Annotated in this window: 8 protein-coding genes and 1 pseudogene; 3 read left to right on the top strand and 6 right to left on the bottom strand. The window is 68.2% G+C overall.

What is annotated here, in order from left to right:
* Positions 1 to 4: 4 nt before the first annotated feature.
* On the bottom strand, positions 5 to 844 hold the full coding sequence (locus tag BP05_RS03025) for a universal stress protein (RefSeq protein ID WP_496360287.1): 840 nt from the start codon (positions 842 to 844) through the stop codon (positions 5 to 7).
* 203 nt (positions 845 to 1,047) lie between these two features.
* Here BP05_RS03025 and BP05_RS03020 point away from each other — a divergent pair, with 203 nt between their 5' ends.
* Positions 1,048 to 2,727, top strand: coding sequence for an ABC1 kinase family protein (locus BP05_RS03020; protein ID WP_496360285.1), 1,680 nt, complete (start codon positions 1,048 to 1,050; stop codon positions 2,725 to 2,727).
* A 26-nt stretch (positions 2,728 to 2,753) separates the two neighbouring features.
* Here BP05_RS03020 and BP05_RS03015 read toward each other — a convergent pair whose 3' ends face one another.
* The 3 genes and pseudogenes from BP05_RS03015 to imuA all read right to left on the bottom strand — a co-directional run.
* Positions 2,754 to 5,861: an error-prone DNA polymerase gene (locus BP05_RS03015; protein WP_496360283.1), complete on the bottom strand. Its 3,108-nt coding sequence runs from the start codon at positions 5,859 to 5,861 to the stop codon at positions 2,754 to 2,756.
* Positions 5,858 to 7,282 (bottom strand): Y-family DNA polymerase, encoded by a 1,425-nt coding sequence (locus BP05_RS03010; RefSeq protein WP_496360281.1) that lies wholly within the window; start codon positions 7,280 to 7,282, stop codon positions 5,858 to 5,860. The genes BP05_RS03015 and BP05_RS03010 overlap by 4 nt, the downstream gene beginning before the upstream one ends.
* Positions 7,283 to 7,436: 154 nt before the next feature.
* Positions 7,437 to 8,084: pseudogene (imuA, locus tag BP05_RS03005) on the bottom strand (translesion DNA synthesis-associated protein ImuA); the annotation flags it as partial.
* Between the two features lie 260 nt (positions 8,085 to 8,344).
* Here imuA and BP05_RS03000 point away from each other — a divergent pair.
* Together BP05_RS03000 and BP05_RS02995 are read left to right on the top strand one after the other, a co-directional pair.
* On the top strand, positions 8,345 to 9,088 hold the full coding sequence (locus tag BP05_RS03000) for a 4'-phosphopantetheinyl transferase family protein (protein WP_496360279.1): 744 nt from the start codon (positions 8,345 to 8,347) through the stop codon (positions 9,086 to 9,088).
* A gap of 142 nt (positions 9,089 to 9,230) precedes the next feature.
* On the top strand, positions 9,231 to 10,625 hold the full coding sequence (locus tag BP05_RS02995) for a TIGR03013 family XrtA/PEP-CTERM system glycosyltransferase (RefSeq protein WP_496360277.1): 1,395 nt from the start codon (positions 9,231 to 9,233) through the stop codon (positions 10,623 to 10,625).
* Positions 10,626 to 10,641: 16 nt separating this feature from the next.
* Here the strand turns inward: BP05_RS02995 and BP05_RS02990 are convergent, their stop codons facing one another.
* Together BP05_RS02990 and BP05_RS02985 are read right to left on the bottom strand one after the other, a co-directional pair.
* Positions 10,642 to 11,451, bottom strand: coding sequence for a DUF8692 domain-containing protein (locus BP05_RS02990; protein WP_496360275.1), 810 nt, complete (start codon positions 11,449 to 11,451; stop codon positions 10,642 to 10,644).
* Positions 11,452 to 11,588: 137 nt separating this feature from the next.
* The gene (locus tag BP05_RS02985; protein ID WP_496360273.1) at positions 11,589 to 11,996 is read right to left on the bottom strand and encodes a hypothetical protein; all 408 of its coding nucleotides are present in this window, start codon (positions 11,994 to 11,996) and stop codon (positions 11,589 to 11,591) included.
* Between the last annotated feature and the right edge of the window lie 71 nt (positions 11,997 to 12,067).

Raw genomic sequence — 12,067 nt, 5'->3', positions numbered from 1 at the left:
CGACTCAACTCGACAGCAGCACCGGCAGCCGGGCGTTGTCCAGCACGGTCCGCGTGGCGCCGCCGAAAACGAATTCGCTGATCCGCGAGCGGCCCATGGCGCCCATCACCAGCAGGTCGGCGTCGACGGCTTCGCCTTGCCGCAGCAGTGCCACGCCCGCATCCGCGTCCTCGTATTGGTCGACGATGACCGGCACGCCATGGCGCGCCAGGTGCGCGGCCATGTCTGCGCCCGGGTCTTCGCCGAACAGCGCCCGGGTGCGGGCATCCTGCACCACGACCAGGCGAACCGAATCGGCCGCGGCCAGGAAGGGCATCGCATCGGCGATCGCGCGGGTCGCTTCGCGCCCGCCGTTCCAGCCGACCACGACGCGCCGCGCCGGCTCGCCGGCCGGCCATCCGTCCGGCACCAGCAGGCTTGGCCGGCCCGACGCCAGGATCATGCTTTCCGCCAGCCCCAGCATCGTGGTGGAACGGCGTTGTCGCGCGGGCGGCCCGAGGATCGCCAGGCTTGCATGCCTGGCGTGCAGCATCATCGCGTCGACCGGTTCGTTGGCGGACACGCGCCATTCGGCGGTGAAGCTGCGCCGTTCGACCAGGGCATCGAAGTCCGCGCGGGCGCGCGCCAGCGCGGTTTCGGTCGAGGCGCGGTGCGTGGCCAGGAGCTCGGTCAATGCCGGTCCCACCGCGAAGTCCGCGTGCGGCTCGAGCACGAGCGGTTGCGTCACGAAGGTGGCGACCAGGTGCGCCGCCCACTGCCTGGCCAGTGCCGCCGCGAAGGCCAGGCGCGGGCCGCAGCCATCCTGGCTGGGCTCGAGGAATACGACCAGGTCCTTGGGGAACATGAGCGGTGATCCGTTGGATGGGACGCGGGCAGTGTTCGATCCAATGGCCGCAGCGCCGTTGATCTGCATCAACCTTCCGGCGGACGAGGCAGGGCGAAGCGTTGACCAGGATCAAATCGCGTCCCCGGCCGGGCGCATAGCCTGTTCAGCAGCCGCTCGCCTGCGCGCACGCGCCGCCGCGATGGCCACACGAGGACCGGTGCATGTGGGACACGCTGATCGCCGCACACGACGCAGGACGGTTGCAGGCACTTGCATCCGTTCTCATCCGTTACGGGTTCGGGGATTTCCTGCGCCGGCTGGGTTTGTCGCAGGCCCTGGTGCGGGCGGGAAAACTGGTGCCGCTGGGACACCTGCCCGAACTGGTCGAACTGCCGGCACACGTGCGCGTGCGTCGCGCGCTGGAGGAGATGGGGCCGTGCTTCGTCAAGCTGGGGCAGGTGATGGCGACGCGCGTGGACCTGTTCCCGCCGGAATGGATCGCCGAGTTCAGCCGCCTGCAGAATGCGGTGCCCTCCGTACCGTTCGAGGCGCTGCGCCAGGAGATGCTCGAGGCATTGGGCATCGCGCCGGAAGCCGCTTTCGAGTCCATCGACCCGCGACCGCTGGCGGCGGCCTCGATCGCGCAGGTGCATCGTGCCCGCTTGCGCGACGGACGCGAGGTGGTGGCCAAGGTGCGTCGCCCGGGCATCCGCCCGCTGATCGAAGCCGACCTGCGCCTGCTGCAGTACGCCGCGCGGAAGATCGAAGCCAGGTTTCCCGACCTGCGCCGTTTCCATCCGCTGGGCATGGTGCGGCAATTCCAGGCCTCGCTGACAAGGGAACTGGACCTGGCCGCGGAGTGCCGCCACGCCGAACGGATCGCCGCCAGCTTTGCCGGCGATCCGCGCGTGATGGTGCCGTCGGTGTACTGGCCGTATTCGAACGAACGCATGAACGTGCAGGACTACGTCGATGGCATCCCGGTCGCCGACCTGGCGGCGCTGGAAGCGGCCGGCGTCGACCGTCGCCAGGTGGCGCGGACTGGTGCGCAGCTGGTGTTGAAGATGATGCTGGAGGACGGCTTCTTCCACGCCGATCCCCATCCGGGCAACGTGTTCGTGCTGCGCGACGGGCGCATTGCCGTGATCGACTTCGGCATGGTCGGGCGCCTCTCCCAGGCCAGGCGCATGGAGGTGGTGAGCCTGCTGTTCGGCCTGGTCGAGCGCGACGCCGAGCGCGTCACCGAAATCCTGCTCGACTGGACGGGGCGTTCGGACGTCGACGAAGAACAACTGGCGATCGACATCGACGCCTTCATCGACCGCTACCACGGCTTGCCGCTGGCGGAACTCAACCTGGCCGGCATGCTGCTGGAGACCACCGCATTGCTGCGGATGCATCGCCTGGCGCTGCCTGCCGACCTGGCGTTGCTGATCAAGGTCTGCCTGACGCTGGATGGCCTCGGGCGCAGCCTCGATCCGGGCTTCGACATGGCGCGGCAGGCGCGGCCCTTCCTGCGCCGGGCGATGGCCAGCCAGTTCGCACCGGGTGCGCTGGCGCGGCGCGGTGCGCGGGCCATGACGGATACGGCGGTCCTGCTGGCGTCGATTCCGCGCGACCTGCGGCGCCTGTCGCGATCGCTGCGCGGTGGCGGGGCGCGCCTGCACATGCAGGTCGACGAGATCCACGAGTTCGGCCGCGACGTCAGCCATGCGGCAAACCGGCTCGCCGGCAGCATGGTGATCGCCGCGCTGATCGTGGGTTCGTCGATCGCGATGACCGTGGAAGGCGGGCCGACCTTGCTGGGGCTGTCGTTCTTCGGTCTGTTGGGTTTCATCGGCGCCTCGCTGGCCGGGATATGGCTGCTGTGGTCGATCTTCCGCAGTGGCGGGGGGCGTTGACGCCAAGCCGCGGCAACGTCGCCGCGCTAGTGGAAATCGCGCGAACTCGTGGCCAGGCCGGACAACAGCGGGGTCAGGTTTTCCAGGCGCGTGGCGATCAGGTGCTGCACGCCGTCGGCGTGCTCGATCCGGCCCTCGATGGCCATCAGCCTGGATTCGAGGAACTCGCGGCGCTGGCGTTCGGCCACGTGTTGCCAGACCACCGCATTGACCAGGCCATCCTCGTCCTCGAGGGTGATGAAGGTGACGCCGCTCGCGGTCTGCGGCCGCTGGCGCATGGTGACCAGGCCGGCGAAGCTGACGCGCTGGCCATGCTTCATCGTGCGCAGTTCGGAAGAGCGCTTGAAGCGACGGGCACGCAGCGTGGCGCGCAGGAAGCTCAACGGATGCTTGCCGAGGGTCAGGCCCGTCATCGCGTAATCGGCGCGGACATCCTCGGCCGCGCTCGGCAGCGGCAGGGAGATGGTCGTCTCCGCGATTGCGCCAAGCGGATCGAGCAGCGGCAGCTGTGCTTCCACGCCAGCGGCGGCCCAGCGTGCCCGGTGCCGATGACCGGCCAATCCGCGTAGCGCCGCGGCATCGGCGAGGATCCCGCGCAGGCGCTGGTCGAGGTCCGCGCGCAGGCACAGGTCGCTCACGTCGTCGAAAGCCCGCCGCGCCCGCGCGGACTCGATGCGCCGGGCCGCGTCCTCGCGGAAGCCGTTGGCCATGCGCAAGCCCAGGCGCAACGCCGGTTGCACGCGGCGATCCTGCGAATGGGATTCCAGCGTGCAATCCCAGTGGCTGTAGCGCACGTCGATCGGCCGGACTTCGATGCCGTGGCGCCGCGCGTCCTGCACGATCTGGCTGGGCGAATAGAACCCCATCGGCTGCGAATTGATCAGGGCGGCGGCGAATGCCACCGGCTCGTGCCGCTTCAGCCAGCTGCTGGCGTAGGCGAGCAGGGCAAAGCTCGCCGCGTGCGACTCCGGGAAGCCGTAACTGCCGAAGCCCTTGATCTGCTCGAAGATGCGCTCGGCGAAATCCAGCGCGTAACCGTTCTTCAGCATGCCGCTGACGATCCGCTCGCGATGGCCGTGCATGTCGCCGTAACGCTTCCAGGCGGCCATCGAACGACGCAACTGGTCGGCTTCGCCCGGGGTGTAGCCGGCGGCATCGACCGCGAGCTGCATCACCTGCTCCTGGAACAGCGGCACGCCGAGCGTGCGTTCGAAGATGTGCCGGAGCTTCTCCGACGGATAGGCCACCGCTTCCTCGCCATTGCGACGGCGCAGGTAGGGATGGACCATGTCGCCCTGGATCGGACCCGGACGCACGATCGCCACCTGGATGACCAGGTCGTAGAACCGCTTCGGCTTGATTCGCGGCAGCATCGCCATCTGTGCGCGCGATTCGATCTGGAACACGCCCACGGTGTCGGCGGCCTGGATCATGGCGTAGGTTTCCGCGTCGTCGCGCGGGATGCGATCCATGTCGAGTTCGCGGCGCCCGCCCTCGCGCAGCAGGTCGAAGGTCTTGCGGATGCAGGTCAGCATGCCCAAGGCCAAGCAGTCGACCTTCAGCAGCCCCAGCACGTCCAGGTCGTCCTTGTCCCACTGCAGGACGGTGCGGTCGTCCATCGCCGCGTTCTCGATCGGGCCGATCGCCGAGAGCGGCTGCTCGGAGATGACGAAGCCGCCCGGATGCTGCGACAGGTGCCGCGGGAAACCCAGCAACTGGTCGGTCAGCCCGATGACCCGCCGCATCACCGGCGCGTCCGGGTCGAAGCCGTGCTCGCGCAGGAACTCCGCCGGCGGCACTTCCTCGCCCCAGCGATCCATGGTCTTGGCCAGTTCCTCCACCTGGTCCGCGGACAGGCCCAGCGCCTTGGCCACGTCGCGTACCGCGCTGCGGCCGCGGTAGCGGGTGGCCACGGCGGTCAGCGCGGCGCGCTCGCGGCCGTAGCGGTTGAAGACGTACTGCATGACTTCTTCGCGGCGCTCGTGCTCGAAGTCGACGTCGATGTCGGGAGGTTCGTTGCGCTCATCGGAAACGAAACGCTCGAACAGCAATTCCATCTCGCCCGGCTGCAGCTCGGTGATGCCCAGCGCATAGCAGACCGCCGAATTGGCGGCCGAGCCGCGGCCCTGGCACAGGATCTCCTTGCTGCGGGCGAAGCGGACGATGTCGTGCACGGTGAGGAAATACGACTCGTAGCGCTTCCTGGCGATGATCCGCAGCTCCTTGCGGATCAGTTCGACGGCTTTGGCCTTCTGGCTGCGATCCGATCCTTTCCGGCGCCAGCGCTCGCGTATGCCCGCCACGGTGAGGCGGCGCAGCCAACTGCGGGCGGTATGCCCGGCAGGAACCAGTTCGTGCGGGTACTGGTACTTCAGGTCGCGCAGGCTGAAGCGGCAACGCTGCGCGATCCGCACCGATTCGGCCAGCAGTTCCCCGGGGTAGATCGCGGCCAGCGCCTGGCGGGTGCGCAGGTGGCGCTCGCCGTTGGGGAACAGGGCATGGCCGGCCTCCGCCAGCGTCGTGTGCAGGCGGATCGCCGTCATCGTGTCCTGCAGGGCGCGGCGGCCGCGGACATGCATGTGCACGTCGCCGCTGGCGACGGCGGGCATGTCCAGTTGCCGCGCCAGCCGCTGCAGGGCCTGCAGGCGGCCCGTGTCGTCGGGGCCGCGGTGCAGTTCGACCGCGAGCCAGGCACGTTGCGGGAATTTCGCCTTCACCCATCCGGCTTCGTCCGGGCAGGGCTCGGCCGCGGGGATCCACAACGCCAGCAGGCCTTCGAGGTTTCCTTCGAAATCCTCGCGCAGGCAGCGGTACGCGCCCTTTGCGGCACGCCTGCGTGCGCGGGTGATCAGCTGGCACAGGCGCTGGTACCCGGCGATGGATTCGGCCAGCAGCACCAGCTTGGGGCCGTCCTCGATCCGGATTTCGCTGCCGGCGATCAGCTTGAGGTCGCAGGCTTCGGATGCTTCCAACGCGCGCACGATGCCGGCCATGCTGCATTCGTCGGTGATGGCCAGCGCGGCGTAACCCTGCTGCCTGGCGCGTTCGAACAGTTCGCGCGCATCGGAGGCGCCGCGCTGGAAGCTGAAGTTCGACAGGCAATGCAGTTCGGCGTAGGCGGGCAGCGGCTTCATGCGAACCACCCATGCAGCATGAAGGGGCCCGCCTGTTCGCCGGCGATGCGGAACGCCCAGGCGCGTTGGCCCGCCGCGGTCTCGACGAGGTAGTAATCGCGCCGGATCTCGGCCTCGTCCCACCAGCCCGATTCGATGCGCTCGGGCCCGGCGAGCACGCGCTCGACGCGATCGCGCAGCGGCATGGCCTGCGGCAGCAGCCAGCCGGGACGGAGCAGGTCGGGCAGGACCGCGGTGCGGTGCGGCTGGGTGATGCCAGTCACCACGCGCTCGGCCCGGTGGTCGGGCTGCCAGCCCACGCCCTGCACCGCATCGTCGCCCACGCGGGCGCGCAGGCGTTCGCGCAATTGCGTCCATGGCACCGCCTGCTGTGGCCGCGGATCGAACAGGTCGCGCCCTGCCGGAACGAAGGCGGGCAATTCGCGGGCCACCAGCTGCATCCCGCGCACCGGGGCCGGCACCTGCGCCTGCTCGATGCGGCCGCGTGCGAGTTCGAACAGCATCGCCGGGTCGCGTTCGGCCGCCAGCAGGCCGACTTCGATTTCGCTGGTGGCCACGGGATGGACCATGCCGTCGTGTTCCAGCACCACGGTGAAGCGCTGCACGCCGCCGTCGCGCCCGGCGAGGAAGGCGGCCAGATCCGCCGTCAGTCGCCGCAGCGGGAACAGCAAGGCCTGGCTGGATTCGACTTCGTGGTCGAATTCGATGCGGCCCTCGAACACGTCCGGCGGCTGGTACCAGTTCAGCGGTGCATCTGCGCCGCGCAATCGATCCAGGTGCTGCAGCACTTCGCGCGGGAAGCGCCGGTTCAACGCATCCCGGGGCAGGGCGAACGCCTGCCGCAGCTTGCGCAATCCCATCCGCGCCAGGGCATGCGCCACTTCCGGCGCCAGGCCCGCGCGTTCGATCGGCAACTGTCCCAGCGCATTGAGCAAGGCGTGGTCGCCCACGGCCAGGCCGTCGTGCACATTGGCCAGCACGCGGGCCGCATGCGGATTGGGCGCGGCGACCAGGCGATGGCGGAAGCCGAGCGCCTGCAGTTCCTCGCGCATCTGCGCTTCCAGGCGCGGCCACGGACCGAACAGCTGCAGGCTGTGGCCGACTTCGAGCACGATCGCATGCGCAAGGTCGGTGCTGACCTGCGAACTGAAGCGATACGCCCATGCCGCCAGCAACTGTCGCCAGCGTTCGGCGTCGCGTGGATCGTGCTCGGCGATGGCGAAGCTCCCGCCCAGTGCCTGCGCCGCCGCCAGCGGCATGCCCGGGCGCAATCCCGCTGTGCGCGCGGCCGGGTTGACGGCATGCAGCACGCGCCGCTGCGCCGGTCCGCTGACCAGCACCAGCGGCGCCTGCGGATCCGGATGGCGGCGAAGGACGCCGTCGATCGCGAGTTGCGGCAGGAACAGGCAGGCCCAGCGCATGTCAGGCCTCGGAGCAATGGATCGCCTGCACGTCCTTGGACAGGGTCGGGAGGGGAAAGAGCGGAACCGTCGCGGCTTGCGGCGCGCCCCGTCCGATGACGGAGGAGGCGCGCAACGGCGGCGGAATGGGCTCGGGATGCCCCAGTTGCGGAAACGGGATCGCCCGCGCCGGTGGCGTGCCACCGCGGCACTTGAGCACGCGCAACTGCCGGGGCGACGCATCGATGGCGATGCGCAATGCCGCCGGCGACGGATTGATCGCTGCTTTCAGGGGCCGGAAGGCGAAGCCCAGGGCCTGGCCGGTCTCCGCCGCCACCTGCAATCGCCGCAAGGCGCGATCGTCCGCCTGCTGCGGCCAGCACAGCACGGCCTGGCAGGCGCCCGAACGCAGGCATTGCTCGGCGGCCCACAGCGCATCGCGCGGGGTCTTCGTGCGTATCACCTGCAAGGCTTCCAGGCGCACCCCGGCGGCATGCCAGGCCGGCGGATACGGATGGTACGGAGGCGCTACCAGCGCGATCACGCCGTCCCTGGGCCTGCTCAGGCGTGCGAGCGTGGGCCACAGCAACTGCAGTTCGCCGATGCCGTCGGCCTGCAGCAGCAACTCGCTCAATGCCGCGTCAGGCCAGCCGCGGGCGGGCAGGGCGGCGTCGAGCAGCGGCCATCCCGTGGGCTGTTCGAAGGCGGCAAGGGTCCCGCGCGATTGCCCGCGCCAGAGCCGACGCTGGGAAATCAGCCCATCGAGCAAGGGCGGATCGGCGGTTCCCGCCGTATTCCTGGCAAGCGCCGTCACCGTGCCCATGGCGTGCCTCGGAAACCGGATCGGGAAAGGCGCGACTGCATGTTAGCAATAATACTAACAATGCAGTCTCATGGATTAAGATTTGCGCTTTCAATGAGTTGCGCGACTTTTTTAAAGCAGTCTCCCGGATACGGCGGAAACTGACCGCTTCACCGACAGCACCTCGTTGCTTCCTAACACTGGCGACAGATGCGCCCACGCGGCGTCTATGGGCAGGGCGGATGCTGCGGGCTGACATCAATCAGGGCACGAGTTCGAAGATGCGGCACGTCGCCTTGCGCGACGCCTTCGAAAGCGCGATGCCCACGCCCGACTGGCACGCGGCAACCGGCGTGCATGTCGGACTGTTCGATCTCAACGACTGGTGGTCCTGGCTGCCCGACGCCTATGCGCTGCTGGATGCAGCCGAATTGCGGCGCGTGCAGAGCAGGCGGGTGCCCACCGACCGCGACCAGCTCGCCCTGGGTTATTCGCTGCATCGCCTGTTCCTGGCCAAGGCGCTGGGCCGCGATGCATCCGACGTGCCGATCGGCCGCGACGCCAAGGGCTGTCCGCGGCTGGCGGGAAGCCAACTGACCACCAGCCTGAGCCATGCCGACCACTGCGTGGCGCTGGCCACCGCCACCGAAGGTCCGGTCGGCGTGGACATCGAACTGACCGAGCGCGCCCCGGTAGTCCCCGAAATCGCCGAACGCGTATGCCACCCGCACGACATGGTCGGGCTGGCCGCGCTGCCCGGATTGGCGCGCGACGAGGCACTGCTCGCGCTGTGGGTGCGCAAGGAGGCCTACCTCAAGGCCGCCGGGATCGGCCTGCAACGCGAGATGCAGACCTTCGCGGCTCCGGATCGCGCATTACTCGCGCTGCCGCGCGGCGGCTCGGTCAAAGTGCAGATGCTGGACGCCGGTCCGCGCTGGATGGCGGCTGTCGCCAGCGCGCCGCACCTGCCCGTGGCCAGCGCCGTGATGCGTCCCTACGCCGGCACGGCCCGATACGGCCACTGAACACCGAATGCATCAGCGGCCGGGATGAGCCATCCACGCCGTTGTTCCTGAAGAGCCCATCTGTCCTGGTTCGATGCCATTGACTCCGCAATCCGCAAGGACGGGGCGGCATGCGAATTGATCGTCTGCTGCAGGAGAAGCCGTGAGTACAGCACTCGCCAGTCGCAAGAGCCGCGCGTTGTTCCTGTTATGGGTGGCCGAGTTCGGCCTGCTGATGCTGTCCGTCCTCGCGGCGACCCGGCTGCGCTTCCTGAGCGATCCAGAGGGTTTCGCCCTTTTCTTCGAATCGGCGCCGTCGCGGGCCGTGGTGTTCGCGGCCGTGATCACCGTGTCCATGGTCGCGTTCGGCCTGTACCAGGTGCATGTCCGGCACAACCGGATGGAATTCCTCATCCGGTTGCTGCTGTCGTTCGCGTTCGCCGGGGTCGCGTTGCTGGTGCTCTACTACCTGGTCCCGGTCACCTACATCGGCCGCGGCGTCCTGGCCCTGGCGCTGATGGTGGGCATGATCGCGATCACGGCGGTGCGCCTCGCAGTCGACCGGCTCTTCAAGACCGACGTCTTCCGCCGCCGGGTCCTCGTCCTGGGCGCAGGGACCAACGCGGATCTCATCAACAGCCGGCTGCGCCGGAACGCGGACCGGCGTTCGTTCGTGGTGGTCGGGTTCCTGCCGGTGCCGGGGCAACCGGTAAAGGTCCCGGAAAAGCTCCTGCTCAAGACCGACTTCACCCTTTCGGAAATCGCGGAGTGGTTGCAGGTCTATGAAATCGTGGTTGCCCCCGACGAGCGGCGCGGCGCGCTGCCGATGGAGGAAATGCTCAAGTGCGCGCAGCGCGGGATCACCGTCACCGACCTGTCCACGTTCTTCGAACGGGAGGCGGGAATGGTCAAGCTGAACATCGCCGACCCGTCCTGGCTCGCGTTCTCCGGCGGTTTCGACCACTCGGTGCCGCGGCGCCTCAACAAGCGCTTCTTCGACCTGGTCGCGGCCAGCGCGCTGCTGCTGGTGGCATGGCCCTTCATGGTGCTGGTGGCGGCCTGCATCGCGCTGGAGTCGCGCGGTCCGATCCTCTATCGCCAGGAACGCATTGGCGAGAACGGCAGGACGTTCGAACTGATCAAGTTCCGCAGCATGCGCGTGGACGCGGAAGCCGACGGCGTCGCCCGTTGGGCCAGCAACAACGACGATCGCACGACCCGGGTCGGAAGGATCATCCGGCTGTCTCGCCTGGACGAGCTGCCCCAGCTGTTCAACATCCTGCGCGGCGACATGAGCTTCGTCGGGCCGCGTCCGGAGCGCCCGCAGTTCGTCGACATGCTGCGCAACGAAGTGCGCTATTACAACGTGCGCCATTGCGTGAAGCCCGGCCTGACCGGCTGGGCGCAGTTGCGCTATCCGTACGGGGCCTCAGTGCAGGACGCGGAGGAGAAGCTGACCTTCGACCTGTTCTACGTGAAGAACCACGGCCTCGTGTTCGACCTGCTGATCCTGCTGCAGACGGTCGAAGTCGTGCTGTTCCACCGCGGCTCGCGCTGATGCGCTGACGGGATGGTCAGACCGTAGGTGTGTTCAATCCGCTGGTCGCCGAGTTGATGAGCGCCGGCGCGACCGCCACCTGCTCCGATGCCGAAACCGGGTCGACGGAATCCGCCGCGGTAGCGGCGTCGAAACCGATGCGGACCTCGTGGTAGCGCGACGACACGTAGGCGAGAAGGACGTGGATGAAGGCGATCACGCCGATCATCTCCATGCCTTCCTCGAGGCTGACCATCAGGTGGTAGGTGATGTTGCGGTGGCCGTGCCCCTCGCGCCACCAGCCTTCGACCAGTTCCACGCCGAGGGCGCCGGTGAGATAGACCGCGGCGGAGATCGCGATCCCCAGTCCGATCCTGCGCGGCAGGCGCAGCATGAAAGGAATGAAGAACGCGCCCAGTGCGATGACCAGTCCGAACGCGGGAATCACCCAGGCGAAATAGAAGATTCCCAGTTCGTGGCCGCCCAGCATCCGCCGCACCGGCTCGATCATGTGCTCGTGCAGGGACAGGGACTCGTCCATGCCCATGAGCAGGAATCCGATCGCAAGGATCGCCCATTTCGACGCGTCCGCCGAGCGGTTCGCGCGTTCGAGCACGGCGATGAAGGCAAGCAATGCCGACGCCATCAGCAGCAGTCCGGTCGAGAACAGCGCGGGGATGTTCTCCTCGCGGTCGAGGTTGAACATGGGCAGCCCGAACACGTGTTCGTGATGGCTGATCAGCCGGTACGACTGCATGCCGAGGTTGATGCAGACGAACAGGATCGCCGCCATCAGCAGGGGCCCGGTGAGGGTCCAGCGGCCGATCGAAATCTTGTTGATAGTCATGGTCCAGTCATGCCCCAGGCGTGCAGCCGTCCGGCTGCGATCGGTTGTCCATAACCGACAAACGGCGCGGTGCCCTGCGGTCGGTCACCGCGTGGCACGTGCCGGGCATGTGGCCGCGACGCCGTCCGGCCGGCGGCCTACCTCAACCACTCGCCCGAGGCCAGGGCGAGCAGGACGAACAGCAGGACCAGCAACAGGATGGTCAGCGCCAACGCGATCCTGGGGGAAGGCGATTCATGGCTGTCGGAAGGCGGAGCGTAGTCCGCGCGTGGCCTGTACACGACGGTGTGGGACGCATGGACTGCCTGGGCGCGGTTCGGGGCAGCCCCGGGCAGGCGCCCGTAACGGCGATGGAAGCGATTGGCGGTCGTGTACAGCCCGATGAGGTTGCGCAGCGCCGCAGTCGATTCGGGTGTCGACACGCGGTCCGCGGTGCGGGGCTGCAGTTCGGAAATGCGGCGCCGGTACGCAAGCTGCAGTTCGGCCAGGCTGCAGTTCGGCTTCAGCCCGAGCTCGGAATAAAGCAGTGTCAGGTCCGGTTTCATTGCGCTCCCTTCCATGAACCTATCGTAGCGCGCCTCAAGGCCTTGAAAAGGCGCAATCCAAAGCTTCACCG

It is taken from the genome of Lysobacter oryzae DSM 21044, from assembly GCF_059568595.1.
Note: the sequence above shows the minus strand (reverse complement) of the source record. Positions and strands in the feature narration are given on the sequence as shown.

Excerpts from the sequence above, each read along its gene's own strand:
- BP05_RS03025 (WP_496360287.1), bottom strand. The coding sequence starts at position 844 with ATGTTCCCCAAGGACCTGGTCGTATTCCTCGAGCCCAGCCAGGATGGC.
- BP05_RS03020 (WP_496360285.1), top strand. The coding sequence starts at position 1,048 with ATGTGGGACACGCTGATCGCCGCACACGACGCAGGACGGTTGCAGGCA.
- BP05_RS03015 (WP_496360283.1), bottom strand. The coding sequence starts at position 5,861 with ATGAAGCCGCTGCCCGCCTACGCCGAACTGCATTGCCTGTCGAACTTC.
- BP05_RS03010 (WP_496360281.1), bottom strand. The coding sequence starts at position 7,282 with ATGCGCTGGGCCTGCCTGTTCCTGCCGCAACTCGCGATCGACGGCGTC.
- BP05_RS03000 (WP_496360279.1), top strand. The coding sequence starts at position 8,345 with ATGCGGCACGTCGCCTTGCGCGACGCCTTCGAAAGCGCGATGCCCACG.
- BP05_RS02990 (WP_496360275.1), bottom strand. The coding sequence starts at position 11,451 with ATGACTATCAACAAGATTTCGATCGGCCGCTGGACCCTCACCGGGCCC.
- BP05_RS02985 (WP_496360273.1), bottom strand. The coding sequence starts at position 11,996 with ATGAAACCGGACCTGACACTGCTTTATTCCGAGCTCGGGCTGAAGCCG.